The following is a 25,633-nucleotide window of genomic DNA, read 5'->3' as shown; positions in this document are numbered from 1 at the left end:
GCCCGCCACGGTTCATGAGGGGGCTGGGCATGACGCCGGCCCGCTGAACATCATTCGGAGATGGATATGACAGCGCTCTACATGATTATCGGCACCCTCGTGGCCTTGGGGGTGCTGGTCACCTTCCATGAATTCGGCCACTTCTGGGTGGCGCGTCGCTGTGGGGTCAAGGTGCTGCGTTTCTCGGTGGGCTTCGGCACGCCGTTGCTGCGCTGGCATGACCGCCATGGCACCGAGTTCGTGGTCGCGGCGATTCCGCTGGGTGGCTACGTCAAGATGCTCGACGAGCGCGAGGGCGAGGTGCCGCCGGCGCTGCTCGACCACTCGTTCAACCGCAAGTCCGTGCGCCAGCGCATTGCCATCGTCGCGGCCGGCCCGATTGCCAACTTCCTGCTGGCAATCCTGTTCTTCTGGGTGTTGGCGATGCTGGGTACCCAGCAGGTCCGCCCGGTGATCGGCGCCGTCGAAGCGGGCAGCCTGGCAGCATCGGCAGGCCTGACCGCAGGTCAGGAAATCGTCTCCATCGATGGCAAGCCGACCAATGGCTGGGCGGCGGTCAACCTGCAGCTGGTCCGTCGCCTGGGCGAGAGCGGTACCTTGCAGGTGGGCGTGCGCGACGAGGGCGCCACTGCCGAGCGCCAGCTGCAGGTGAAGCTGGACAGCTGGCTCAAGGGTGCCGACGAGCCGGACCCGATCCAGTCCCTGGGCCTGCAGCCTTGGCGTCCGGCGATCGTGCCGGTGCTGGCCGAAATCGATCCGAAAGGGCCGGCTGCTGCCGCCGGCCTGAAAACCGGCGACAGGCTGCTGGCCCTCGACGGTATTGCCGTGAGCGAGTGGCAGCAGGTGGTCGACGCCGTGCGCGCCCGCCCGCAAGCCAAGGTGCTGGTGCGTGTCGAGCGTGACGGCGCTGCCCTGGAGTTGCCGGTAACCCTGGCGCGCAAGGGCGAGGGCAAGGCTGCCGGGGGCTATCTCGGTGCCGGGGTAAAAGGTGGCGAATGGCCTGCCAGCATGCTCCGCGAAGTCAGCTACGGCCCGCTGGACGCGGTGGCTGAGGGCTTGTCGCGTACCTGGAGCATGAGTGTCCTGACCCTTGAATCGCTGAAGAAAATGCTGTTCGGGGAGCTCTCGGTAAAAAACTTGAGCGGACCGATAACCATTGCTAAAGTGGCGGGCGCTTCAGCCCAGTCCGGCGTCGGGGATTTCCTGAATTTCCTGGCCTACCTGAGCATAAGCCTGGGGGTTCTTAACCTGCTGCCCATCCCGGTTCTGGATGGGGGGCATTTGCTGTTTTACCTGGTCGAGTGGGTGCGCGGTCGTCCGCTGTCGGATCGGGTGCAAGGTTGGGGGGTCCAGATCGGTATCAGTTTGGTCATAGGGGTGATGTTGCTCGCCCTGATCAACGATCTGGGTCGACTATAAAGCTTCGCTCAATTGCGAACCTGCCGTTTTGTCGCGGCGGGTTGTTTATTGCCAGTTGGAATAAAAGGACTTCATGAAACGTCTGCTGCTAACTGCGGTCATGTCCGCACTGATGATCGCTGAAGTTCACGCCGAGTCCTTCACCATCTCCGATATCCGCGTCAACGGCCTGCAGCGGGTTTCCGCCGGCAGTGTGTTCGGTGCGCTGCCGCTCAACGTCGGCGACCAGGCCGATGACCGCCGCCTGGTGGAATCGACCCGTTCCCTGTTCAAGACCGGCTTCTTCCAGGACATCCAGCTGAACCGCGATGGCAATGTCCTGATCATCAACGTGGTTGAACGCCCATCGGTATCGAGCATCGAGATCGAAGGCAACAAGGCGATCAGCACCGAAGACCTGATGAAGGGCCTGAAGCAATCGGGCCTGGCCGAAGGCGAGATCTTCCAGCGAGCCACTCTCGAAGGCGTGCGTAACGAGCTGCAGCGTCAGTACGTGGCCCAGGGCCGCTATTCGGCCGAAGTCGACGCCGAGGTGGTGCCGCAGCCGCGCAACCGGGTGGCGCTGAAGATCAAGATCAACGAAGGCACCGTCGCCGCTATCCAGCACATCAACATCGTTGGCAACAACGTGTTCGACGACGAGACCCTGGCGCAGCTGTTCGAGCTGAAGACCACCAACTGGTTGTCGTTCTTCAAGAACGACGACAAGTATGCCCGCGAAAAGCTGTCCGGTGACCTGGAACGCCTGCGTTCCTACTACCTGGACCGCGGCTACATCAACATGGACATTGCCTCCACCCAGGTGTCCATCACGCCGGACAAGAAGCACGTCTACATCACCGTCAACATCAACGAAGGCGAGAAGTACACCGTCCGCGACGTCAAGCTGTCGGGTGACCTGAAGGTGCCGGAAGACCAGGTCAAGTCGCTGCTGCTGGTGCAGCCAGGCCAGGTATTCTCGCGCAAGGTGATGACCACCACTTCCGATCTGATTACCCGTCGTCTGGGCAACGAAGGCTATACCTTCGCCAACGTCAACGGCGTGCCGAAGCCGAACGATGAAGACCACACCGTCGACATCATGTTCGTGGTCGACCCGGGCAAGCGTGCCTACGTCAACCGCATCAACTATCGCGGCAACACCAAGACCGAAGACGAAGTGCTGCGCCGCGAGATGCGCCAGATGGAAGGTGGCTGGGCCTCGACCTACCTGATCGACCAGTCCAAGACCCGTCTGGAGCGCCTGGGCTTCTTCAAGGAAGTCAACGTCGAGACCCCGCCGGTGCCGGGCACCGATGACCAGGTCGACGTCAACTACAGCGTCGAGGAGCAGGCTTCCGGCTCGATCACCGCCAGCGTCGGTTTCGCCCAGAGCGCCGGCCTGATCCTCGGTGGTTCGATCAGCCAGAGCAACTTCCTCGGTACCGGTAACAAGGTGTCGATCGGCCTGACCCGTTCGGAATACCAGACCCGCTACAACTTCGGCTTCGTCGATCCCTACTTCACCGCCGATGGCGTGAGCCTGGGCTACAACGCCTTCTACCGCAGCACCGACTACGATGACCTCGATGTCGACGTGGCCAGCTATGCGGTGGACAGCTACGGTGCCGGCGTCAGCCTGGGCTACCCGATCAGCGAAACCTCGCGCCTGACCTATGGCCTGAGCGTGCAGCAGGACAAGATCAAGACCGGCAAGTACACCGTTGACGAGATCTTCGACTTCCTCGAACAGGAAGGCGACAGCTTCCTCAACTTCAAGGCCTCGATCGGCTGGTCGGAGTCGACCCTGAACAAAGGCGTGCTGGCCACCCGTGGTCACTCGCAAAGCCTGACCCTGGAATCCACCATTCCGGGCAGCGACCTGTCGTTCTTCAAGCTCGACTACCGCGGCCAGCTGTTCAAGCCGATTACCAACGACTACACCCTGCGCCTGCACACCGAGCTGGGCTATGGTGATGGTTACGGCAGCACTTCCGGCCTGCCGTTCTACGAGAACTACTTCGCGGGTGGCTTCAACTCCGTCCGTGGCTTCAAGGACAGCAGCCTGGGCCCACGCAGTACCCCAAGCCGCGGCGAGGCCAACGGTGGCAAGCCAGGCACCATCGCCGACCCGGACCAGGATCCGTTGCCGTTCGGTGGTAACGTGCTGGTGCAAGGCGGCGTCGAGCTGCTGTTCCCGTTGCCGTTCGTCAAGGACCAGCGTTCGCTGCGCACCTCCGTGTTCTGGGACGTGGGTAACGTGTTCGACACCAATTGCGGCAACCAGCCTGATTGCGAGAAGGTCGGGTTCTCGGGCATGGCCAGCTCGGTCGGCCTGGGCGTGACCTGGATTACTGCACTGGGCCCGTTGAGCTTCAGCCTGGCGATGCCGGTCAAGAAGCCGGACGATGCCGACACGCAGGTGTTCCAATTCTCTCTGGGCCAGACCTTCTGAGGTCGGCCCTCGCTTAATGACAACGGTTTATCCAGGAGTGCATCGTGCGTAAGTTGACTCAACTGGCCGTAGTGGCCGCGGCGCTGGTCGCCACCCCGGCTTTCGCCGAAATGAAGGTTGCCGTCCTGAACTATCAGATGGCCCTGCTGGAATCGGACGCCGCCAAGAAATACGCGGTGGATGCCGAGAAGAAATTCGGTCCGCAACTGACCAAGCTGAAAAGCCTGGAAAGCAGCGCCAAAGGTATCCAGGACCGTCTGATCAAAGGCGGCGACAAGATGCAGCAGCAGGAGCGTGAGCGCCTGGAGCTCGAATTCAAGCAGAAGGCTCGTGACTTCCAGTTCCAGTCCAAGGAGCTGAACGAAGCCAAGGCCGTTGCCGACCGCGACATGCTCAAGCAGCTGAAGCCGAAGCTGGATGGCGCTGTCGAGGAAGTAATCAAGAAAGGTGGTTACGACCTGGTCCTGGAGCGTGGCGCGGTCATCGATGTCAAGCCTCAGTACGACATCACCCGCCAGGTCATCGAGCGCATGAACCAAGCCCGTTGATATGACCGTGACCATGACGCTAGGCCAGCTGGCCGAGGCCCTCGGCGCTACCCTCAAGGGGCCCGAGGCGCTGCAGATTACCGGGCTGGCCACCTTGCAGGAGGCTGGCCCCGGTCAGTTGAGCTTCCTCGCCAACCCGCAGTACCGCAAATACCTGGATAACAGCCAGGCGGCCGCGGTGCTGCTCAAGGCGGCGGACGCCGAAGGCTTTGCCGGCAATGCACTGATCGTCGCCGATCCGTACCTGGCCTACGCGCGCATTTCCCACCTGTTCGATCCCAAACCCAAGGCTGTGGCGGGTATTCATCCCAGCGCCGTGGTGGCTGAGGACGCGCAGGTGGATGCCAGCGCCAGCATCGGGCCGTTCGCGGTCATCGAAAGCGGCGCACGCATCGCGGCCAATGTCAGCGTAGGGGCGCACTGCGTAGTGGGTGCCCGTTGCGTGATCGGCGAGGGTGGATGGCTGGCGCCACGGGTCACCTTGTACCATGACGTGACCATCGGCAAGCGCGTGGTCATCCAGTCGGGTGCGGTAATCGGCGGCGAAGGCTTCGGCTTCGCCAACGAGAAGGGCGTATGGCGCAAGATTGCCCAGATTGGCGGCGTGACCATCGGCGACGACGTGGAAATCGGCGTCAACACTGCGGTCGACCGTGGTGCGTTGTCGGACACGCGCATCGCTGACGGGGTCAAGCTCGACAACCAGATCCAGATCGCCCACAACGTGCAGATCGGTGAGCATACGGCCATGGCCGCCTGTGTCGGCATTTCCGGCAGTACGCGCATCGGCAAGCATTGCACCATTGCCGGTGGTGTCGGCATGGTGGGGCATATCGATGTCTGTGATAACGTTTTCGTGTCTGGTATGACCATGGTGACCCGTTCAATAACCGAACCGGGTGCCTATTCTTCCGGCACTGCCATGCAGCCACTGGCTGAATGGCGCAAGAGCGCCGCGCGTATCCGCCACCTGGACGACATGGCCAAGCGTCTCCAGCAGGTGGAAAAACGCGTCGATACCGTGACCTCAGGTGGCCAGCCGACATCAGAAGGCTGATACCATTCCCTGAGCAAGAGTGAACAGTCGCTAGCTGGCTCCTCTTTGGATTGCAAAAGGAGCGTGTGGTCAGCACCTGCGCTCCCTATTCTTATTACAGGCTTCCCCCCCGAAATGATGGACATCAACGAGATTCGCGAATACCTGCCTCACCGTTACCCGTTCCTGCTGGTGGATCGCGTGACGGATCTGGACTACGAGGCCCAGAGCATTCGTGCCTACAAGAATGTCAGCATCAACGAGCCGTTCTTCAACGGCCATTTCCCGGCGCACCCGATCATGCCGGGCGTCCTGATCATCGAAGCCATGGCCCAGGCTGCCGGCATCCTCGGCTTCAAGATGCTGGATGCCAAGCCTGCCGACGGCACTCTTTACTACTTCGTCGGTTCCGACAAACTGCGTTTCCGTCAGCCGGTACTGCCGGGTGACCAGCTTGTGCTGGAAGCCAAGTTCCTCAGCCGCAAGAGCATGATCTGGAAGTTCGAGTGCCGTGCGCTGGTCGACGGCAAGCCGGTTTGCTCGGCCGAGATCACCTGCGCGGAACGCTCCCTATGAATTCGATTGATCCTCGGGCCATTATCGATCCCTCGGCCAAGCTGGCCGATGGCGTCGAGGTCGGCCCTTGGTCGATCGTTGGCCCCGATGTGGAAATCGGGGAGGGCACCGTTATCGGCCCGCATGTTGTGCTCAAAGGTCCGACCCGTATCGGCAAGCACAACCGTATCTTTCAGTTTTCCTCGATCGGCGAAGACACGCCCGACCTCAAGTACAAAGGTGAACCGACGCGCCTGGTGATTGGTGACCACAACGTGATCCGCGAAGGGGTGACCATCCACCGCGGCACCATCCAGGACCGCGCGGAAACCACCGTGGGCGACCACAACCTGATCATGGCCTATGCCCACATCGGCCACGACAGCGTCATCGGCAACCATTGCATCCTCGTCAACAACACGGCGCTGGCCGGGCATGTGCATGTCGGCGACTGGGCGATCCTGTCCGGTTATACCCTGGTTCATCAGTACTGCCATATCGGCGCCCATGCGTTCTCCGGCATGGGTACGGCGATCGGCAAGGACGTACCGGCGTTCGTCACCGTGTTCGGCAGCCCGGCGGAAGCGCGCAGCATGAACTTCGAAGGTATGCGCCGGCGCGGTTTCAGCGACGAGGTCATCCATGTACTGCGCCGTTGCTACAAGATCGTCTATCGCCAGGGCCTGACCGTCGAAGACGCGCTCAAGGAGCTGGACGAACTGGCTGCGCAGCATCCTGAGGTCGAGCTGTTCCGTCAGTCGATCGTGAACTCCGCCCGCGGCATCACCCGCTGACATGGCCCAGCTTTGCGTAGCCTTGGTCGCAGGTGAGGCCAGCGGCGACATCCTCGGTTCAGGCCTGATGCGTGCCCTCAAGGCACGCCACCCTGACGTGCGGTTCATCGGCGTTGGCGGCCCGCTGATGGAAGCCGAAGGGCTGCAATCCTATTTCCCCATGGAGCGCCTGGCCGTCATGGGCCTGGTCGAAGTGCTGGGGCGCCTGCGTGAGCTGCTCAAACGCCGCAAGCTGCTGATCGAGACCCTGATTGGCGAAAGGCCCGATGCCTTCATCGGCATCGATGCCCCGGACTTCACCCTCAATATCGAGCTGAAACTGCGTCAGGCGGGTATCAAGACCGTGCATTACGTCAGCCCTTCGGTCTGGGCCTGGCGGCAAAAGCGTGTGCTGAAGATTCGCGAAGGCTGCGACCTGATGCTCACGCTGTTGCCGTTCGAGGCACGCTTCTATGAAGAAAAGGGTGTGCCGGTGCGCTTCGTTGGCCATCCACTGGCTGACACCATCCCGCTCGAGGCGGACCGCCCGGCGGCGCGTGCCGAGCTGGGCCTGGGCGAAGGGCCGGTGGTGGCACTGATGCCCGGCAGCCGCGGCGGCGAAGTCGGGCGCCTGGGGGCATTGTTCCTTGATGCGGCTGAACGGCTGTGCCAGCAGGTTCCGGGCGTGCGTTTCGTGTTGCCCTGCGCCAATGCCGCACGGCGCGCCCAGATCGAGCAGATGCTCGAAGGGCGCCAACTGCCGCTGACCCTGCTCGATGGCCAGTCGCACCAGGCCCTGGCTGCCTGTGACGCGGTGCTGATCGCCTCGGGTACCGCTACACTCGAAGCGTTGCTGTACAAGCGCCCGATGGTGGTGGCTTACCGCCTGGCGCCGTTGACCTACTGGATCCTCAAGCGTCTGGTAAAAAGCCCTTATGTGTCGCTGCCAAACCTGCTCGCCCAGCGCGCGCTGGTGCCCGAGCTGTTGCAGGACGACGCCACCAGCGAAGCGCTGGCCAATACCCTGGCGCCACTGGTAGCCAATGGCAGCCAGCAGACCGAGCGCTTTGACGAAATTCACCGCACCTTGCGCCGCGACGCCTCCAACCAGGCGGCCGAGGCGGTACTGGCCCTGCTCAAGGACCGTTGACATGCAGATTGGACTGGACTTCAACCTGGTCGAAGACCTTGTCGCTGGTGTCGACGAGGTGGGCCGTGGCCCGCTGTGCGGCGCGGTGGTGACGGCGGCGGTGATCCTCGACCCGGCGCGCCCGATCCTCGGCCTGAACGATTCGAAGAAACTCACCGAAGCCAGGCGCGAGGCGCTGTTCGATGAGATCTGCGAGAAGGCCCTGAGCTTCTGCATCGCCCGTGCCGAGGTCGAGGAAATCGACCGTCTGAACATCCTGCACGCCACCATGCTGGCCATGCAGCGCGCCGTGGAAGGCCTGCACATTACACCGAAGCTGGCCCTGATCGACGGCAACCGCTGCCCGAAACTGGCCGTACCGGCGTCGCCGGTAGTCAAGGGCGATAGCCAGGTGCCGGCCATCGCGGCGGCGTCGATCCTGGCCAAGGTGACCCGTGACCGGGAGATGAGCGCATTCGAGCTGATCTACCCGGGTTATGGCATTGGTGGGCACAAGGGCTACCCGACCCCGGTGCACCTCGAGGCCTTGGCGCGGCTGGGGCCTACGCCCATTCACCGGCGCTCCTTTGCCCCGGTGCGGGCGGCCTGGGATGCGCGCGAAGGCGTCACGGCTTCCCTGATCTGACTCCGGGGCCCGCTTCGTTCGCCGGCATAGCCGGAGCCATACACCGCGCCGCCTGCTTCGCGGATAAATCCGCTCCTACGGTTGACGCCGCACCTGTAGGAGCGGATTTATCCGCGATCACCGGCACAGCCGGTGCCATCCGCCGCGTAGTACAACGCTAGCGCTGGAGAACAGCGCGATGCTTGTGAGCGCCTTGTGTCGCGATAAGCTGCAAAGCAACCCAAAATCCCGCCTCATTTACGCTACAATCCCGCCCTTGTCGTTCAGCACTGCTACAGGATCTTCCATGCCGGTTCCCTTCGTTCACCTGCGCGTCCATTCCGAATTCTCGCTGGTCGACGGCCTGGTGCGGATCAAGCCGCTGGCCAAGGCACTGGCGGGGATGAACATGCCGGCGGTGGCAATCACCGACCAGAGCAACATGTGCTCGCTGGTGAAGTTCTACAAGACTGCCATGGGCGCCGGCATCAAGCCGATTTGCGGCGCCGACCTGTGGCTGGCCGGCGACGATCCGGAAGCGCCGCTGTCGCGTATCTGCTTCCTGGCCATGAACCCCAAGGGCTATCGCAACCTCACCGAACTCATTTCGCGCGGCTGGACCGACGGCCAGCGCAATGGCCTGGTAGTCCTCCAGCGTGACTGGATCGCCCCGGCCAGCGAGGGCCTGATCGCTTTGTCCGCAGGCAAGGAAGGCGATATCGGCATGGCCCTGCTGGCTGGCAGGGACGAGGAGGCCGAGGCTCTGCTGCAGGACTGGATGGGCATGTTCCCCGAGCGCTTCTACGTTGAAGTGCAGCGCACCAACCGCGCTCGCGACGAAGAATACGTGCATGCCGCTGTGGCCCTGGCTGACAAGTTCGGGGCCCCGCTGGTGGCAACCAACGACGTGCGCTTCATCAAGCAGTCCGACTTCGACGCCCATGAAACGCGGGTGTGCATCGGCGAGGGCTGGACCCTCGACGACCCACGCCGCCCAAGGATGTACAGCGACCAGCAGTACCTGAAGTCGGCCGAGGAAATGGCCGAGCTGTTCAGCGACCTGCCCGACGCCATCGCCAACACCGTCGAGATCGCCAAACGCTGCAATATCCAGGTACAGCTGGGCAAGTACTTCCTGCCCGACTTCCCCACGCCCAACGGCATGGGTATCGATGACTACCTGCGCCACGTCTCCCACGAAGGCCTGGAAGAGCGCCTGGCGGTACTGTGGCCGAAAGAGACCACGCCCAATTACGAAGAAAAGCGCCAGGTCTATCTGGACCGCCTGAAGTTCGAGCTGGACATCATCATCCAGATGGGTTTCCCCGGTTACTTCCTGATCGTGATGGACTTCATCAAGTGGGCCAAGAACAATGGCGTGCCGGTGGGCCCGGGCCGGGGTTCGGGTGCCGGCTCGCTGGTGGCCTACGTGCTGAAGATCACCGACCTCGACCCGCTGGCCTACGACCTGCTGTTCGAGCGCTTCCTCAACCCTGAACGTATTTCCATGCCCGACTTCGACGTCGACTTCTGCATGGATGGCCGCGACCGGGTGATCGACTACGTGGCCGAAACCTATGGGCGCAACGCGGTCAGCCAGATCATCACCTTCGGCACCATGGCCGCCAAGGCGGTGGTGCGTGACGTGGCGCGGGTGCAAGGCAAGTCCTACGGGCTGGCCGACCGGTTGTCGAAGATGATCCCGTTCGAAGTCGGCATGACCCTGGAAAAGGCCTACGAGCAGGAAGAAATCCTGCGCGACTTCCTCAAGGGCGACGAAGACGCCCGCGAAATCTGGGACATGGCCCTGAAACTCGAGGGTGTGACGCGGGGCACCGGCAAGCACGCCGGTGGTGTGGTGATCGCCCCGACCAAGCTCACCGACTTCTCGCCGATCGCCTGTGACGAAGAGGGCGGCGGCCTGGTGACCCAGTTCGACAAGGACGACGTCGAGGCTGCGGGCCTGGTGAAGTTCGACTTCCTCGGCCTGCGTACCTTGACCATCATCAAGTGGGCCATGGAGATCATCAACCGCGAGCAGGCCAAGAAGAACCTGCCCGAGGTCAACATCGACTTCATCCCGCTGGACGACCGCAAGACCTACGAGCTGTTGCAGAAGGCCGAAACCACGGCGGTGTTCCAGCTTGAATCGCGTGGCATGAAGGAGCTGATCAAGAAGCTCAAGCCCGACTGCCTGGAAGACCTGATCGCACTGGTAGCACTGTTCCGCCCCGGCCCGCTGCAGTCGGGCATGGTGGACGACTTCATCAACCGCAAGCACGGCCGTGCCGAGCTGGCCTACCCGCACCCGGATTACCAGTACGAAGGCCTGCAGCCGGTACTGGCACCAACCTACGGCATCATCCTGTACCAGGAACAGGTGATGCAGATCGCCCAGGTGATGGCCGGCTACACCCTTGGTGGCGCCGACATGCTGCGCCGGGCCATGGGCAAGAAAAAGCCCGAGGAAATGGCCAAGCAGCGCGGTGGCTTCATCGAGGGTTGTGCCAACAACAATATCGATGCGGACCTTGCCGGCAACATCTTCGACCTGGTAGAGAAATTCGCCGGTTACGGCTTCAACAAATCCCACTCCGCCGCCTATGGCCTGGTGTCCTACCAGACTGCCTGGCTGAAGACCCACTACCCGGCGCCGTTCATGGCGGCGGTGCTGTCGGCGGATATGCACAACACCGACAAGGTGGTGGTACTGGTAGAAGAAGTGCGCAGCATGAAGCTGCGGCTCGACGCACCGGACGTGAACTTCTCCGACTTCAAGTTCACCGTCAACGATGACGGGCGCATCGTCTATGGCCTGGGCGCCATCAAGGGTGTGGGCGAGGGCCCGGTAGAGGCGATCGTCGAGGCACGTGCCCAGGGCGGCCCGTTCAAGGACCTGTTCGATTTCTGCCAGCGCATCGACCTCAAGCGGGTCAACAAGCGCACCCTCGATGCACTGATCCGCAGTGGCGCACTGGACCGCCTCGGGCCGCACTTCCATGACGAGATCAAGGCCTACCACGCCCACATCGACATCAACCGTGCCACCTTGCTCTCGGCGCTGGGCGAGGCCATCAAGGCTGCCGAGCAGGCCGCCCATACCGCAGACAGTGGCCACGTCGACCTGTTCGGCGGCATGTTCGACGCAGCGGACGCCGACGTCTACGCCAACCACCGCAAGGTGCGCGAGCTGACCCTCAAGGAACGCCTGAAGGGCGAGAAGGACACCCTTGGCCTGTACCTCACCGGCCACCCGATCGACGAGTACGAAGCCGAAATCCGCCGCTTCGCCCGCCAGCGCATCATCGACCTCAAGCCGTCGCGCGACACCCAGACCATCGCCGGCATGATCATCGCCCTGCGGGTGATGAAGAACAAGAAAGGCGACAAGATGGGCTTCGTCACCCTGGATGACCGCTCCGGGCGCATCGAGGCATCGCTGTTTGCCGATGCCTTCATGGCGGCACAGTCCTTGCTGCAGACCGACGCCATGGTGGTGGTCGAAGGCGAGGTCAGCAACGACGACTTTTCCGGTGGCCTGCGCCTGCGGGTGAAGCAGGTGATGACCATGGAGGATGCGCGCACCAAGCTGGCCGAGAGCCTGCGCCTGAAGGTGGCGCACGAAGCGCTCAGGGGCGACCGGCTGAAATGGCTGGGCGAGCTGATTACCCGTCATCGCGGCGCGTGCCCGATCACCCTGGAATACACCGGCAGCGACGCCAAGGCCATGCTGCAGTTCGGCGAGCAGTGGGCGATCGACCCGGCCGATGGGCTGATTCAGGCGCTGCGTGACCAGTTCGGGCGTGAGAACGTCTTCCTGCAATATCGTTGAACCGACAAAAATTTAATCTCGACCTGAATGCGCCTGATCCCTTAAGGTAGGGCGCCAAACGGATCAACCGGCCGGCCGCCTGGCCGTAGACCCAAGACGGATGACTATGAACCCGAATTTTCTCGATTTCGAACAGCCGATTGCCGACCTGCAAGCCAAGATCGAAGGCCTGCGCCTGGTAGGCAACGACAACTCGCTGAACATCAGCGATGAAATTGCCCGTCTGCAAGACAAGAGCAACACCCTGACCGAAAGCATCTTCGGCAACCTGACCAGCTGGCAGATCGCCCGCCTGGCCCGCCACCCACGTCGTCCCTACACCCTGGACTACCTGGAGCACATCTTCACCGAGTTCGAAGAGCTGCACGGCGACCGCCACTTCTCCGACGACGCCGCCATCGTCGGTGGTACCGCACGTCTGGACGGCAAGCCGGTCATGGTCATCGGCCACCAGAAGGGCCGTGAAGTACGCGAAAAGGTGCGCCGCAACTTCGGCATGCCACGCCCTGAAGGCTATCGCAAGGCCTGCCGCCTGATGGAAATGGCCGAGCGCTTCAAGATGCCGATCCTGACCTTCATCGACACCCCGGGCGCCTACCCGGGCATCGACGCCGAAGAGCGCAACCAGAGCGAGGCCATCGCCTGGAACCTGCGCGTGATGGCGCGCCTGAAAACGCCAATCATCGCCACCGTGATCGGTGAGGGTGGTTCCGGCGGTGCGCTGGCCATCGGCGTGTGCGACCAGTTGAACATGCTGCAGTACTCCACCTACTCGGTGATTTCGCCGGAAGGCTGTGCCTCGATCCTGTGGAAGACCGCCGACAAGGCTGCTGACGCGGCCGAGGCCATGGGCATCACTGCCGAGCGCCTGAAGAGCCTGAACATCGTCGACAAGGTCATCCAGGAACCGCTGGGCGGTGCCCACCGTGACCCGGCCAAGATGTCGGAAAGCATCCGTGCCGACCTGGTGCAGCAGCTGGACATGCTCGGCAAGCTCGACCACGACGCGCTGCTGGCCCGTCGTTACGAGCGCCTGATGAGCTACGGTCTCTGATAGCGAGATGAATGGCACCGGCTTCGCCGGTGTTCGCGGGTGAACCCGCTCCCACAGGTAATGCGCAGCCCTCTGGAACGGCGCGATCCTTGTGGGAGCGGGTTCACCCGCGAATGCATTCTCGAATTGAGTGCAGGTTCGATGATCAACCTCACCCCCTGGCTCAACGCCCCCGCCTGGTACATCGCCTTTTCCGGCGGCCTCGACTCCACCGTGCTTCTGCACCTGCTGGCCGACTACGCCCGCAACCACGCATCGCCTCCGCTGTGCGCCATCCACGTCCACCACGGCCTGCAAAGCGCCGCCGATGCCTGGCCCGCCCATTGCCGAACCGTCTGCGACTATCTCGGCATCGAACTCCAGGTCATCCACGTCCAGGTTCCCCCCGGCGCCAGCCTCGAACAGGCCGCCCGCAATGCCCGTTATGCCGCCTTCAGCCAGCTGCTCGGCCCGGGCGACATCCTGTTCACCGGCCAGCACCGCGACGACCAGGCGGAAACCCTGCTGTTCCGCCTGCTGCGCGGTGCCGGTCTGCGTGGCCTGGCGGCGATGCCGGGGCAACGCCGGCTAGGGCAGGGCAGCCTGGCCAGGCCTTTGCTCGGACATTCCAGGCAACAGTTGCGCGATTACGCCGAGGCCCATCAGCTGACCTGGATCGAAGACCCATCCAACGCCGACACACGATTCGCCCGCAACTACCTGCGCGGCGAGGTGTTCCCGCACTTGCAGCAACGCTGGCCGCAGGCCAGCCAGAACCTCGCCCGCGCTGCCGAGCACCTGGGCGAAGCCCTGAGCCTGCTGGACGAGCTCGCCCAGGGCGATCTGGCGCTTGCAGAGGCGGGCGCGCCGTTGGCCTGGCCCGGGCTCGACTCGCTCGACCTGGCCGCCCTGGTTGCGCTGTCGCCGGCTCGTCAGCGCAATGCCTTGCTGCACTGGCTGAGCCACCGTACCCGTTTACCCGACACCCGGCACTGGGCGGGTTGGGCAGACCTGCGCGATGCCGCCGCCGATGCCCAGCCGGTATGGCGGCTGGCCGATGGGCAACTGTTGCGCAGCCATGGACGCATCTGGTGGTTGAGCGGCGACTGGCTGCAGCAGCCTGGCGCAGGGGCGGCGTGGCCCGACCCCGGCGAGCCTCTGTGGCTGCCGGGTAACGGCCGTGTGCGGCTGGTTGGCGCAGTGCCAGCGGCGGGCTTGCGCATTGGCTACCGCCAGGGTGGCGAAGTACTGGACATCCCCGGCCGCGGCCGACGCGAGCTCAAGCGCCTGCTCAACGAGCTGCAGGTACCGCACTTCCTGCGCCCGCGCCTGCCATTGCTGTACCAGGGCGAGCGGCTGCTGGCGGTGGCCAACCTGCCCGGGCTGGTACAGGCGGATTGCCAGCTGCATTGGCAGTTGCCGACGAACGCGCAAGGTTTGAGCTGAAGGGTACATTCGGGTAGACTACCCTCCCTTCTTGATACAGCTTCTGTGGGTTCCGCGAAAACACAGGAGTTGCCGATTACCAAGCAGTTTTTTGCTGGGCTGATTCTGAAAATGACGAGCGAGCTCCATGCCGGGGATACCCCTGGTCTGTACAGACGCGGCAGTTTTTCGAGATGCACTGTGATTGACGCAGGTGATCGGGGGCTTCGGCCTTCCTTCGCTTTCTCCGGCGGCGCTGGCCGCCTTAACGCAGACTTCTAGGGTTTTTCATGACGCGCTACATATTCGTCACGGGCGGTGTTGTTTCTTCATTGGGGAAAGGCATTGCCTCGGCTTCCCTGGCGGCCATCCTGGAAGCGCGGGGCCTGAAGGTCACCATGCTCAAGCTGGATCCGTACATCAACGTCGATCCGGGCACCATGAGCCCGTTCCAGCATGGTGAAGTGTTCGTCACCCACGATGGCGCCGAAACCGACCTCGACCTGGGCCACTACGAGCGGTTCATCCGCACCACCATGACCCAGAACAACAACTTCACCACCGGCCGCATCTACGAGCACGTGCTGCGTAAAGAGCGTCGTGGTGACTACCTGGGCGCGACCATCCAGGTCATCCCGCACATCACCGACGAAATCAAGCGTCGCATCATCAAGGGTGCCGGCGATGCCGACGTGGCCCTGGTGGAAATCGGCGGTACCGTGGGCGACATCGAGTCGCAACCGTTCCTCGAGGCCATCCGCCAGCTGCGCGTCGAAGTGGGCTCCAAGCGCGCCATGCTGATGCACCTGACCCTGGTCCCGTACATCGCCACCGCTGGCGAGACCAAGACCAAGCCGACCCAGCATTCGGTCAAGGAACTGCGCTCCATCGGCCTGCAGCCAGACGTGCTGATCTGCCGTTCCGACCACCCGGTCGATGCCTCGTCGCGTCGCAAGATCGCGCTGTTCACCAACGTTGAAGAGCGTGCGGTGATTTCGCTGGAAGACGTCGACACCATCTACAAGATCCCGGGCGTACTGCATGCACAGGGCCTGGACGATTTCGTCGTCGAGCGCTTCGGCCTGCAGTGCAACGGCGCCGACCTGTCCGAATGGGACAAGGTGGTCGATGCCAAGCTCAACCCCGAGCACGAAGTGACCATCGCCATGGTCGGCAAGTACATGGAGCTGCTGGATGCCTACAAGTCGCTGATCGAAGCGATGAGCCACGCCGGCATCACCAACCGCACCAAGGTCAACCTGCGCTACATCGACTCGGAAGACATCGAGAACCAGGGCACCAGCCTGCTCGAAGGTGCCGATGCCATCCTGGTGCCGGGCGGTTTCGGCCTGCGCGGCGTGGAAGGCAAGATCACCGCGGTGCAGTACGCCCGTGAGAACAAGGTACCGTACCTGGGTATCTGCCTGGGCATGCAGGTCGCCGTGATCGAATTCGCCCGTAACGTGATGGGCTGGAAAGACGCCAACTCCACCGAGTTCGACCGCAACAGCGGCCACCCGGTGGTCGGCCTGATCACCGAGTGGGCCGATGCCACCGGTGCCGTCGAGACCCGCAGCGAAGCCTCCGACCTGGGCGGCACCATGCGCCTGGGCGCCCAGGACTGCCAACTGGTCGCCGGTTCCAAGGTGCACGACTGCTACGGCAAGGACGTGATCACCGAGCGTCACCGCCACCGCTACGAAGTGAACAACAACCTGCTGCCGCAACTTATCGACGCCGGCCTGGTGGTTTCCGGCCGTTCCGAAGACGGTGCGCTGGTGGAAGTGGTCGAGTCCAAGGATCACCCATGGTTCGTCGCCTGCCAGTTCCACCCGGAATTCACCTCGACCCCGCGTGACGGCCACCCGCTGTTCAGCGGCTTCGTCAAGGCAGCCCTGGCTCAGAAGAACAAGGCCTGATCAATGACCCAGAAGATCATTCGCGTCGGTAACATCGAGATCGCCAACGACAAGCCGTTCGTCCTGTTCGGCGGCATGAACGTCCTGGAGTCCCGTGACCTGGCAATGAAGGTCTGCGAAGAGTACGTGCGGGTCACCGAGAAGCTCGGTATCCCGTACGTGTTCAAGGCCAGCTTCGACAAGGCCAACCGTTCGTCGGTAACCTCCTACCGCGGCCCGGGCATGGAAGAAGGCTTGAAGATCTTCGAAGAGATCAAGCGCACCTTCAATGTGCCGGTCATCACCGACGTGCACGAGCCCTATCAGGCCGAGCCGGTGGCCAAGGTGTGCGATATCATCCAGCTGCCGGCCTTCCTGTCGCGGCAGACCGACCTGGTAGTGGCGATGGCCAGGACCGGCGCGGTCATCAACATCAAGAAGGCGCAGTTCCTCGCCCCCCAGGAAATGAAACACATCCTGACCAAGTGCGAAGAGGCCGGTAACGACCAGCTGATCCTCTGCGAGCGTGGTTCGAGCTTCGGCTACAACAACCTGGTGGTGGACATGCTCGGCTTCGGCATCATGAAGCAGTTCGAGTATCCGGTGTTCTTCGATGTGACCCACGCCCTGCAGATGCCCGGTGGTCGTGCCGACTCCGCCGGTGGCCGTCGCGCCCAGGTCACCGACCTGGCCAAGGCTGGCATGAGCCAGGGCCTGGCTGGTCTGTTCCTCGAAGCCCACCCCGATCCGGACAACGCCAAGTGCGATGGTCCTTGTGCCCTGCGCCTGGACAAACTGGAGCCGTTCCTGGCCCAGCTCAAGCAACTGGATGACCTGGTGAAAAGTTTTCCGACGGTAGAAACCGCGTAAAGCTCGATTCTCGGGTAAAGTACCGTCCGATCCACCCCTGACCACTCGGTCAGGGGTTCCCTTCACGGGGCCTGCCCACTGCAAGTTCGCCCGGTGAACGGCAAGATTTCCCAAGCTAAGTTGTTTTCGTCAATTCTGGAGTGCTTACAACAATGGCAAAAATCGTCGACATCAAAGGTCGTGAAGTTCTCGATTCGCGTGGCAACCCCACCGTGGAAGCCGATGTACTGCTCGACAACGGCATCATCGGCAGTGCTTGCGCGCCGTCCGGTGCTTCCACTGGCTCGCGCGAAGCGCTGGAGCTGCGTGATGGCGACAAGAGCCGTTACCTGGGCAAGGGCGTGCTGAAGGCCGTCGCCAACATCAACGGCCCGATCCGTGACCTGCTGCTGGGCAAGGACCCAGCCGACCAGAAGGCCCTGGACCGCGCCATGATCGAACTGGACGGTACCGAGAACAAGGCCAAGCTGGGCGCCAACGCCATCCTGGCTGTTTCCCTGGCTGCCGCCAAGGCCGCTGCCCAGGACCTGGACCTGCCGCTGTACGCGCACATCGCCAACCTGAACGGCACCCCGGGCCAGTACTCGATGCCGGTTCCGATGATGAACATCATCAACGGCGGCGAGCACGCCGACAACAACGTCGACATCCAGGAGTTCATGGTTCAGCCGGTTGGCGCCAAGACCTTCTCCGACGGCCTGCGCATGGGTACCGAGATCTTCCACCACCTCAAAGCCGTGCTGAAGGCCCGTGGCCTGAACACCGCCGTGGGTGACGAAGGTGGTTTCGCCCCTAACCTGGCTTCCAACGAAGACGCCCTGGGCGCCATCGCCGAAGCGGTCGAGAAAGCCGGCTACAAGCTGGGCACCGACGTGACCCTGGCCCTGGACTGCGCGGCTTCGGAATTCTACGAAGACGGCAAGTACAACCTGTCCGGCGAAGGCAAGTCGTTCGACGCCGAAGGCTTCGCCGAGTACCTCAAAGGCCTGACCGAGCGCTTCCCGATCATCTCGATCGAAGACGGCCTGGACGAGTCCGACTGGGCTGGCTGGAAGATCCTCACCGACAAGATCGGCGCCAAGGTGCAACTGGTTGGCGACGATCTGTTCGTGACCAACACCAAGATCCTCAAGGAAGGCATCGAGAAGGGCATCGGTAACTCGATCCTGATCAAGTTCAACCAGATCGGCTCGCTGACCGAAACCCTGGAAGCCATCCAGATGGCCAAGGCCGCTGGCTACACCGCGGTGATTTCGCACCGTTCCGGTGAAACCGAAGATTCGACCATCGCCGACCTGGCGGTAGGTACTGCTGCTGGCCAGATCAAGACCGGCTCGCTGTGCCGTTCCGACCGCGTTTCCAAGTACAACCAGCTGCTGCGTATCGAAGAGCAACTGGGTGCCAAGGCGGTTTACCGTGGTCGTGCCGAGTTTCGCGGCTAAGCAAGAGATGGTAAAAAGACAGCAGCCGGAGTTGTAGGGGCTTTCTTACTGAAATTCCTACGTTCCAACGGGTTTCTGTCGACGAAGCCTGGCCTCGGCCAGGCTTTGTGCTATTCGAGACCCCGAGTTGAGCATTCTGCGACGGTCTTTTTTAACCTGGATACCTAGATGCGCAGTCCTTATTGGTTGTTCCTTGTCCTGCTCCTGCTGCTGGGTGGCCTGCAGTACCGCCTGTGGGTGGGTAACGGCAGCCTGGCGCAAGTGACCGAGCTGAAGCAGCAGATCGCCGAGCAGCATGCCGAGAACGAGCGCCTGCTTGAGCGAAACCGCGTGCTCGACGCCGAAGTGCTGGAGCTGAAAAAAGGCATGGAGACCGTTGAAGAACGGGCTCGCCACGAATTGGGAATGGTCAAAGAGGGCGAAACCCTCTTCCAGTTGCCACAGAAATGATCGATACGTTACCGGCCTTCTGGGCCGTGATTCCTGCTGCGGGCGTTGGCGCCCGCATGGCTGCCGACCGCCCCAAGCAGTATCTGGAACTGGCCGGGCAGACCATTCTCGAGCACAGCCTCGACTGTTTTCTTGGCCACCCGGCGCTCAACGGCGTGGTGGTCAGTATTGCCGAACACGACCCCTACTGGCCGACCCTGCGCTGCGCCAGCGATCCGCGTATCCGTCGTGCGACGGGGGGCCGAGAGCGTGCCGACTCGGTACTCAATGCCTTGCTGATACTGCACGCCGAAGGGGCGGCGGACAGCGACTGGGTACTGGTGCACGATGCTGCGCGCCCGAACCTGGCGCGCAGTGACCTGGACAAGCTGCTGTCGGAACTGGCGGACGACCCCGTGGGGGGGCTGCTGGCGGTGCCGGCACGCGATACCCTCAAGCGGGCTGATGGCAACGGCCGGGTGAGCGCGACGGTGGACCGCAGCACCATTTGGCAGGCGTATACCCCACAGATGTTCCGCCTCGGGGCGTTGCACCGGGCGCTGGCCGAGTGCCTGGTGTCCGATGTGCTGGTGACCGATGAAGCATCGGCCATCGAGTGGTCCGGCCAGGCGCCGCGGCTGGTCGAAGGGCGCAGTGACAACATCAAGGTGACCCGGCCGGAAGACCTGGAGTGGTTGCGCCAGCGTTGGGCAGGGCGGCGCTGAATTTCTTGCATCTGTGCCGGCCTCTTCGCGGGTAAACCCGCTCCCACAGGTATCGCACATCCCTTCAGGTTTGCGCTGTATCTGTGGGAGCGGGTTTACCCGCGAAGAGGCCAGACCAGCCAGTACAAGGTTTCAGTTCAAGCGATACTCCGGCAGCCCCGCCAACCCTTCCTTCAGATAATCCACCAGCCGCCGCACTTTCGGCGACAGGTGCCGCTGCTGCGGGTACAGCGCCCATACCGCCGTGTTTGGCGGCTGGTGCGCTTCCAGCAACGAGACCAGCGCGCCGCTGTTCAAGTGCTCCAGCACGTAATAGTCCGGCAACTGGCACAACCCCATCCCTTGCAGCGCCGCGTCCAGCACCGCCTGCCCGCTGTTGCAGCGCCAGTTGCCCTGCACCCGCTGGCTGATCTCGCGACCGTCCTGCTGCAGCGCCCACAGGTCGGAGCTGCCCACCAGGCAATTGTGCCGTGCCAGCTCCGACAGGCTGTGTGGGCGCCCATAACGTTCCAGGTAGGCCGGCGAGGCGCACAGGTACATCCGCCGTGGCGCCAGCCGGGTGGCCACCAGCCGTGAGTCGGCCAGCCGGCCCAGGCGGATGGCCAGGTCCATGCCTTCCTGTACCAGGTCGAGGGTGTGGTTGCTCAGCTCCACGTCCACCCGCAATTGCGGGTACTGCGCCATGAATCGGGTCACCAGCGGCACGATGAAGCGCTCGCCATAGGCCACCGCGCAGGTCATGCGCAACAAGCCCTTGGGTTCGCTGGCCAGGTCACCCATGGCGCGCAGGGCTTCTTCGCGGCCATCCTGCAGGCGCTGGCAGTGCTGCAGAAAGGTCTGCCCGGCTTCGCTCAGGGTCACCCGCCGGGTACTGCGGTACAGCAAGCGGGTCTGCAGGCGCTCTTCCAGCCGGGCAATCTGCCGGCTGACATGCGACGAAGAAACCCCCAGGCGTTCGGCCGCTGCAGTGAACTGGCCCATTTCGGCCACGGCGACGAATTCGTCGATGCCCTCCCAGCGGCTGCTCATGGATTATCCCTGTATGGCAATAATGTTTTGTCTTCGTCCGGATTATTCATCAAATTGCGGTGAATTACACTGCCAGACTGAATCGACCCTCTGTCTGGAGACCTTTGATGATCAAGTCCCGTGCTGCCGTAGCTTTCGAAGCCAAGAAACCTCTGGAAATCGTCGAAGTCGACGTGGCCATGCCCAAGGCCGGTGAAGTGCTGCTGCGGGTAGTCGCCAGCGGTGTCTGCCACACCGATGCCTATACCCTGTCCGGTGCTGACCCAGAGGGCATCTTCCCGTCGATTCTTGGCCACGAGGGTGGCGCGATCGTCGAGGCGGTAGGCGAAGGCGTGACTTCGGTCGCCGTGGGTGACCACGTCATCCCGCTGTACACCCCGGAATGCGGCAAGTGCAAATTCTGTCTCTCGGGCAAGACCAACCTGTGCCAGGCCATTCGCGCCACCCAGGGCAAGGGCCTGATGCCGGATGGCACCACGCGCTTCTCCTACAAAGGCCAGCAGCTGTTCCACTACATGGGTACCTCGACCTTCTCCGAGTACACCGTGCTGCCGGAAATTTCCGTGGCCAAGATCCAGAAAGAAGCGCCACTGGAAAAGGTCTGCCTGCTCGGTTGCGGTGTCACCACCGGTATCGGCGCGGTGCTCAACACCGCCAAGGTCAAGCCGGGTGACACCGTGGCCATCTTCGGCCTCGGCGGCATCGGCCTTTCGGCCGTGATCGGCGCGGTGAAGGCCAAGGCCTCGCGTATCATCGCCATCGACATCAACCCGGCCAAGTTCGAGATCGCCCGCCAGCTGGGGGCCACCGACTGCATCAACCCGAAAGACTACGACCGCCCGATCCAGGAAGTGATTGTCGACCTCACCGATGGCGGCGTGGACTTCTCCTTCGAGTGCATCGGCAACGTGCAGCTCATGCGTGCGGCGCTGGAATGCTGCCACAAGGGTTGGGGTGAGTCGGTCATCATCGGTGTGGCCGGTGCCGGCCAGGAAATTGCCACCCGTCCGTTCCAGCTGGTCACCGGTCGCGTCTGGCGCGGTTCGGCGTTCGGCGGCGTACGTGGCCGCAGCGAACTGCCAAGCTACGTTGAGATGTCCGAGAAGGGCGAGATCCCGCTGGACACCTTCATCACCCACACCATGGGCCTGGAAGACATCAACAAGGCCTTCGACCTGATGCACGAAGGCAAGAGCATCCGCAGCGTGATCCACTTCTGAGGTGCGCCATGAGCCTGGATAACATCTCCTGCCAGAAGAGCTTCGGCGGCTGGCACAAGCGTTACCGGCATCACTCCAGGGTGCTGGGCTGCGACATGGTGTTCGCCGTTTACCTGCCACCGCAGGCCGAGCAGGGCGAGAAGCTGCCGGTGCTGTACTGGCTCAGCGGCCTCACCTGTACCGACGAGAACTTCATGCAGAAGGCCGGTGCCCAGCGCCTGGCCGCCGAGCTGGGGCTGATCATCGTCGCACCGGATACCAGCCCGCGTGGCGAGCAGGTGCCGGGCGACCCCGAGGGTGCCTGGGATTTCGGCCTGGGGGCGGGCTTCTACCTCAACGCCACCCAGCAACCCTGGGCGCAGCACTACCGCATGCACGACTACGTGGTGGAAGAGTTGCCGGCGCTGATCGAGGCGCATTTCCCGGCTTCGGCCGAGCGCAGCATCAGCGGCCACTCCATGGGCGGGCATGGCGCGCTGGTATGTGCCTTGCGCAACCCGGGGCGGTACCGCTCGGTATCGGCGTTCTCGCCGATCAGCAACCCGATGGATTGCCCGTGGGGCGAGAAGGCCTTCAGCCGTTACCTCGGTGAAGACCGCGCGCGCTGGCGCGAATGGGACGCCAGCGTGCTGCTGGCCGAGACCCCGGCGGGCGAATGCCCGCCGCTACTGGTCGACCAGGGAGACCGGGACGACTTCCTCGACAAGCAGCTCAGGCCCGAAGTGCTGGAGCAGGCGGCACGCAAAGGGGGGCATGAACTGACCCTGCGCCTGCAGCCGGGTTATGACCATAGCTACTACTTCATCGCCAGCTTCATCGAGGAGCACCTGCGCCATCATGCGGTGGCACTGGGGCGGGTGTAAGCCTCGGCTGCGAAGCAGCCCCAATTCCTCAAAAGCAGGTAGAATCACGCCCTGACTCATTCAGGGCGTTTTTCTATGCGTATTGGCCACGGCTACGATGTGCACCGTTTCTGCGACGGTGATTTCATTACCCTGGGCGGGGTGCGTATCCCCCACAAATACGGCCTCCTGGCCCACTCCGATGGCGACGTGCTGCTGCACGCCCTGAGCGATGCCTTGCTGGGCGCGGCAGCGCTGGGTGACATCGGCAAGCACTTCCCCGACACCGACCCGCAGTTCAAGGGCGCCGATAGCCGCGTGCTGCTGCGCCATGTGGTCGGCATTGTCCTGGCCAAAGGCTGGAAGGTCGGCAATATCGACGCCACCATCGTCGCTCAGGCGCCAAAGATGGCCCCACACATCGAGACCATGCGTCAGCGCATCGCCGAAGACCTGCAGGTCGAACTCGACCAGGTCAACGTCAAGGCCACCACCACTGAAAAACTGGGCTTCACCGGTCGCGAGGAGGGTATCGCCGTGCATGCGGTTGCCCTGCTGCTGCCAGCATGACCGAGCTGGAACTGCTGGGCCCGCGCGCATCGGGCGAACCCTTGGGCACCGCTGTACTCAAGGCGGTAGCGGAAGATTTCCAGGTCGACGAAGTGCTCGACATTCCGTTGTCGGGGCAGGGCGAGCACTTGTGGCTCTGGGTCGAGAAGCGTGACCTGAACACCGAAGAAGCCGCCCGCCGCCTGGCACGCGCTGCCGGCGTGCCGGTGCGCAGCATCAGCTATGCCGGGCTCAAGGACCGCCAGGCGCTGACCCGCCAGTGGTTCAGCCTGCACCTGCCGGGGAAGGCCGACCCGGACCTGTCGCGTGCCGAGGATGCCAGCCTGCGCGTGCTCAAGCAGGTGCGCCACCAGCGCAAACTGCAGCGTGGCGCGCATTCGGCAAACGGCTTCACCCTGCGCCTGACTGCCCTTGGTGCCGACCATCAGGCGGTGAACGCGCGCCTGGAACAGCTCAAGCAGCACGGGGTGCCCAACTATTTCGGCAGCCAGCGCTTCGGTCACGCCGGCGGCAATGTCCACGACGCCCTCGACTGGGCCGCGCGCAAGGCCTTGCCTGAACAGCGCAACGTACGTTCGCGGCTGCTGTCGGCCGGGCGCAGCTATCTGTTCAACCAACTGCTGGCCGCCCGGGTCGCCGATGGTACCTGGGCGCGGGCGCAGGTGGGCGACCTGCTGGCGTTCACCGACAGCCGCAGTTTCTTCCCGGCGGGGGAGGCAGAGTGTGCCGACCCGCGCCTGGCGATCCTGGACCTGCACCCGACCGGCCCGCTGTGGGGCGCGGGCGATTCGCCAGCCGCCGGAGCCACCGGGCGACTGGAAAATGCCGTTGGTGCGCGTCAGCCAGCACTGTGCCAGTGGTTGGCCCAGGCGGGCATGGATCACGAACGGCGAATTCTGCGGCTCCCTATTGGCGGCCTGACGTGGCATTATCCCGAGCCTGATATCCTGCAACTGGAATTCGTCCTTCCGGCCGGATGCTTCGCCACCGTGGTGGTGCGCGAAGTCGTGGATCTGGTGTCGGCAGGGCAGACGGACAGCCCATGCGTATTCTGATTTCGAACGACGACGGTGTTACCGCACCCGGCATCGCCGCGCTGCACGCTGCGCTGGCAGATTACGCCGAGTGCACGGTGATCGCCCCGGATCAAGACAAGAGCGGCGCCAGCAGTTCGCTGACGCTGGACCGGCCATTGCACCCGCAGACTTTGGCCAATGGCTTCATCAGCCTCAACGGCACGCCGACCGACTGCGTGCACCTGGGGCTCAATGGCCTGTTGCCACAAGCGCCGGACATGGTTGTGTCGGGGATCAACCTGGGGGCCAACCTGGGTGACGACGTGCTCTATTCGGGCACGGTTGCCGCCGCCCTTGAAGGCCGCTTCCTCGGCGGGACCTCGCTGGCATTCTCGCTGTTGTCGCGCCAGCCGGACAACCTGCCGGCTGCCGCCCATATCGCCCGCCGCCTGGTCGAGGCGCAGTCGCGCCTGGCCTTGCCGCCACGCACCGTGCTCAACGTCAACATCCCCAACCTGCCGCTGGAACACATTCGTGGCTTCCAGCTCACCCGCCTCGGTCACCGGGCGCGGGCGGCGGCGCCGACCAAGGTGGTCAACCCGCGCGGCAAGGAAGGCTACTGGATCGCCGTGGCCGGGGATGCCGAGGACGGTGGTCCGGGCACCGATTTCCATGCCGTGATGCAAGGCTATGTGTCGATCACCCCGCTGCAGCTCGACCGCACCTTCAGTGCTGCCTTCGAGCAGCTCGACGGTTGGCTGGAGGGCCTGCTCTGATGCGCGA

General features: G+C 63.3%; 22 protein-coding genes. 21 read left to right on the top strand and 1 reads right to left on the bottom strand.

Features of this window, described 5'->3' with window-relative positions; genetic code table 11:
• Nucleotides 1–66: 66 nt before the first annotated feature.
• From rseP to ispD, 16 genes are all read left to right on the top strand, one after another.
• Nucleotides 67–1,419 (top strand): RIP metalloprotease RseP, encoded by a 1,353-nt coding sequence (gene rseP / locus HU760_RS18605; protein ID WP_186679207.1) that lies wholly within the window; start codon nt 67–69, stop codon nt 1,417–1,419.
• A gap of 73 nt (nt 1,420–1,492) precedes the next feature.
• Nucleotides 1,493–3,853, top strand: a complete 2,361-nt coding sequence (gene bamA / locus HU760_RS18600; protein ID WP_186679202.1) for an outer membrane protein assembly factor BamA — start codon at nt 1,493–1,495, stop codon at nt 3,851–3,853.
• A gap of 44 nt (nt 3,854–3,897) precedes the next feature.
• Entirely contained in the window at nt 3,898–4,401 is a 504-nt protein-coding gene (locus tag HU760_RS18595; RefSeq protein WP_015269197.1) for an OmpH/Skp family outer membrane protein, read from the top strand.
• 1 nt (nt 4,402) lies between these two features.
• Entirely contained in the window at nt 4,403–5,458 is a 1,056-nt protein-coding gene (lpxD, locus tag HU760_RS18590; protein WP_186679200.1) for a UDP-3-O-(3-hydroxymyristoyl)glucosamine N-acyltransferase, read from the top strand.
• 114 nt (nt 5,459–5,572) lie between these two features.
• Nucleotides 5,573–6,013, top strand: coding sequence for a 3-hydroxyacyl-ACP dehydratase FabZ (gene fabZ, locus HU760_RS18585; RefSeq protein ID WP_028634990.1), 441 nt, complete (start codon nt 5,573–5,575; stop codon nt 6,011–6,013).
• Entirely contained in the window at nt 6,010–6,786 is a 777-nt protein-coding gene (gene lpxA / locus HU760_RS18580) for an acyl-ACP--UDP-N-acetylglucosamine O-acyltransferase (protein WP_186679198.1), read from the top strand. The genes fabZ and lpxA overlap by 4 nt, the downstream gene beginning before the upstream one ends.
• Before the next feature lies 1 nt (nt 6,787).
• Nucleotides 6,788–7,915: a lipid-A-disaccharide synthase gene (gene lpxB / locus HU760_RS18575; protein ID WP_186679196.1), complete on the top strand. Its 1,128-nt coding sequence runs from the start codon at nt 6,788–6,790 to the stop codon at nt 7,913–7,915.
• 1 nt (nt 7,916) lies between these two features.
• The gene (gene rnhB / locus HU760_RS18570; protein WP_186679195.1) at nt 7,917–8,540 is read left to right on the top strand and encodes a ribonuclease HII; all 624 of its coding nucleotides are present in this window, start codon (nt 7,917–7,919) and stop codon (nt 8,538–8,540) included.
• A gap of 286 nt (nt 8,541–8,826) precedes the next feature.
• Entirely contained in the window at nt 8,827–12,351 is a 3,525-nt protein-coding gene (gene dnaE / locus HU760_RS18565) for a DNA polymerase III subunit alpha (RefSeq protein WP_186679194.1), read from the top strand.
• Between the two features lie 106 nt (nt 12,352–12,457).
• Nucleotides 12,458–13,405, top strand: coding sequence for an acetyl-CoA carboxylase carboxyl transferase subunit alpha (gene accA, locus HU760_RS18560; protein WP_186679193.1), 948 nt, complete (start codon nt 12,458–12,460; stop codon nt 13,403–13,405).
• A gap of 141 nt (nt 13,406–13,546) precedes the next feature.
• Nucleotides 13,547–14,830, top strand: a complete 1,284-nt coding sequence (gene tilS / locus HU760_RS18555; protein ID WP_186679191.1) for a tRNA lysidine(34) synthetase TilS — start codon at nt 13,547–13,549, stop codon at nt 14,828–14,830.
• Nucleotides 14,831–15,099: 269 nt separating this feature from the next.
• A complete protein-coding gene (gene pyrG, locus HU760_RS18550; RefSeq protein WP_186679184.1) occupies nt 15,100–16,728 on the top strand; it encodes a CTP synthase in 1,629 nt (542 codons plus the stop codon).
• 3 nt (nt 16,729–16,731) lie between these two features.
• Nucleotides 16,732–17,577, top strand: coding sequence for a 3-deoxy-8-phosphooctulonate synthase (gene kdsA, locus HU760_RS18545; RefSeq protein WP_170028661.1), 846 nt, complete (start codon nt 16,732–16,734; stop codon nt 17,575–17,577).
• 152 nt (nt 17,578–17,729) lie between these two features.
• The gene (eno, locus tag HU760_RS18540; RefSeq protein ID WP_170028662.1) at nt 17,730–19,019 is read left to right on the top strand and encodes a phosphopyruvate hydratase; all 1,290 of its coding nucleotides are present in this window, start codon (nt 17,730–17,732) and stop codon (nt 19,017–19,019) included.
• A 168-nt stretch (nt 19,020–19,187) separates the two neighbouring features.
• The gene (gene ftsB, locus HU760_RS18535; protein ID WP_004375443.1) at nt 19,188–19,469 is read left to right on the top strand and encodes a cell division protein FtsB; all 282 of its coding nucleotides are present in this window, start codon (nt 19,188–19,190) and stop codon (nt 19,467–19,469) included.
• Nucleotides 19,466–20,173, top strand: coding sequence for a 2-C-methyl-D-erythritol 4-phosphate cytidylyltransferase (gene ispD, locus HU760_RS18530; protein ID WP_186679183.1), 708 nt, complete (start codon nt 19,466–19,468; stop codon nt 20,171–20,173). The genes ftsB and ispD overlap by 4 nt, the downstream gene beginning before the upstream one ends.
• A gap of 132 nt (nt 20,174–20,305) precedes the next feature.
• Here the strand turns inward: ispD and HU760_RS18525 are convergent, their stop codons facing one another.
• Nucleotides 20,306–21,202 carry a LysR substrate-binding domain-containing protein gene (locus HU760_RS18525; RefSeq protein WP_186679182.1) on the bottom strand — a complete coding sequence of 299 codons (897 nt, stop codon included), beginning with the start codon at nt 21,200–21,202 and terminating at the stop codon, nt 20,306–20,308.
• A 107-nt stretch (nt 21,203–21,309) separates the two neighbouring features.
• Between HU760_RS18525 and HU760_RS18520 the strand changes: the two genes are divergently transcribed.
• The 5 genes from HU760_RS18520 (at nt 21,310) to surE (ending at nt 25,626) form a co-directional block, all read left to right on the top strand.
• A complete protein-coding gene (locus tag HU760_RS18520; RefSeq protein WP_016712915.1) occupies nt 21,310–22,422 on the top strand; it encodes an S-(hydroxymethyl)glutathione dehydrogenase/class III alcohol dehydrogenase in 1,113 nt (370 codons plus the stop codon).
• A gap of 8 nt (nt 22,423–22,430) precedes the next feature.
• Nucleotides 22,431–23,285 carry an S-formylglutathione hydrolase gene (fghA, locus tag HU760_RS18515; RefSeq protein ID WP_186679180.1) on the top strand — a complete coding sequence of 285 codons (855 nt, stop codon included), beginning with the start codon at nt 22,431–22,433 and terminating at the stop codon, nt 23,283–23,285.
• 75 nt (nt 23,286–23,360) lie between these two features.
• Nucleotides 23,361–23,834: a 2-C-methyl-D-erythritol 2,4-cyclodiphosphate synthase gene (ispF, locus tag HU760_RS18510; RefSeq protein WP_186679178.1), complete on the top strand. Its 474-nt coding sequence runs from the start codon at nt 23,361–23,363 to the stop codon at nt 23,832–23,834.
• Entirely contained in the window at nt 23,831–24,889 is a 1,059-nt protein-coding gene (gene truD, locus HU760_RS18505; RefSeq protein WP_186679176.1) for a tRNA pseudouridine(13) synthase TruD, read from the top strand. Before ispF ends, truD begins: the two co-directional genes overlap by 4 nt.
• On the top strand, nt 24,877–25,626 hold the full coding sequence (gene surE, locus HU760_RS18500) for a 5'/3'-nucleotidase SurE (protein WP_186679174.1): 750 nt from the start codon (nt 24,877–24,879) through the stop codon (nt 25,624–25,626). Before truD ends, surE begins: the two co-directional genes overlap by 13 nt.
• Nucleotides 25,627–25,633: the final 7 nt, after the last annotated feature.

The organism is Pseudomonas oryzicola (assembly GCF_014269185.2).
GTDB classification, from domain to species: Bacteria; Pseudomonadota; Gammaproteobacteria; order Pseudomonadales; family Pseudomonadaceae; genus Aquipseudomonas; species Aquipseudomonas oryzicola.
Note: the sequence above shows the minus strand (reverse complement) of the source record. Positions and strands in the feature narration are given on the sequence as shown.

Bases quoted from the DNA above. Each gene is read 5' to 3' on its own strand.
- rseP (WP_186679207.1), top strand. From the start codon at position 67: ATGACAGCGCTCTACATGATTATCGGCACCCTCGTGGCCTTGGGGGTG.
- bamA (WP_186679202.1), top strand. From the start codon at position 1,493: ATGAAACGTCTGCTGCTAACTGCGGTCATGTCCGCACTGATGATCGCT.
- lpxD (WP_186679200.1), top strand. From the start codon at position 4,403: ATGACCGTGACCATGACGCTAGGCCAGCTGGCCGAGGCCCTCGGCGCT.
- fabZ (WP_028634990.1), top strand. From the start codon at position 5,573: ATGATGGACATCAACGAGATTCGCGAATACCTGCCTCACCGTTACCCG.
- lpxA (WP_186679198.1), top strand. From the start codon at position 6,010: ATGAATTCGATTGATCCTCGGGCCATTATCGATCCCTCGGCCAAGCTG.
- lpxB (WP_186679196.1), top strand. From the start codon at position 6,788: ATGGCCCAGCTTTGCGTAGCCTTGGTCGCAGGTGAGGCCAGCGGCGAC.
- rnhB (WP_186679195.1), top strand. From the start codon at position 7,917: ATGCAGATTGGACTGGACTTCAACCTGGTCGAAGACCTTGTCGCTGGT.
- dnaE (WP_186679194.1), top strand. From the start codon at position 8,827: ATGCCGGTTCCCTTCGTTCACCTGCGCGTCCATTCCGAATTCTCGCTG.
- accA (WP_186679193.1), top strand. From the start codon at position 12,458: ATGAACCCGAATTTTCTCGATTTCGAACAGCCGATTGCCGACCTGCAA.
- tilS (WP_186679191.1), top strand. From the start codon at position 13,547: ATGATCAACCTCACCCCCTGGCTCAACGCCCCCGCCTGGTACATCGCC.
- pyrG (WP_186679184.1), top strand. From the start codon at position 15,100: ATGACGCGCTACATATTCGTCACGGGCGGTGTTGTTTCTTCATTGGGG.
- kdsA (WP_170028661.1), top strand. From the start codon at position 16,732: ATGACCCAGAAGATCATTCGCGTCGGTAACATCGAGATCGCCAACGAC.
- eno (WP_170028662.1), top strand. From the start codon at position 17,730: ATGGCAAAAATCGTCGACATCAAAGGTCGTGAAGTTCTCGATTCGCGT.
- ftsB (WP_004375443.1), top strand. From the start codon at position 19,188: ATGCGCAGTCCTTATTGGTTGTTCCTTGTCCTGCTCCTGCTGCTGGGT.
- ispD (WP_186679183.1), top strand. From the start codon at position 19,466: ATGATCGATACGTTACCGGCCTTCTGGGCCGTGATTCCTGCTGCGGGC.
- HU760_RS18525 (WP_186679182.1), bottom strand. From the start codon at position 21,202: ATGAGCAGCCGCTGGGAGGGCATCGACGAATTCGTCGCCGTGGCCGAA.
- HU760_RS18520 (WP_016712915.1), top strand. From the start codon at position 21,310: ATGATCAAGTCCCGTGCTGCCGTAGCTTTCGAAGCCAAGAAACCTCTG.
- fghA (WP_186679180.1), top strand. From the start codon at position 22,431: ATGAGCCTGGATAACATCTCCTGCCAGAAGAGCTTCGGCGGCTGGCAC.
- ispF (WP_186679178.1), top strand. From the start codon at position 23,361: ATGCGTATTGGCCACGGCTACGATGTGCACCGTTTCTGCGACGGTGAT.
- truD (WP_186679176.1), top strand. From the start codon at position 23,831: ATGACCGAGCTGGAACTGCTGGGCCCGCGCGCATCGGGCGAACCCTTG.
- surE (WP_186679174.1), top strand. From the start codon at position 24,877: ATGCGTATTCTGATTTCGAACGACGACGGTGTTACCGCACCCGGCATC.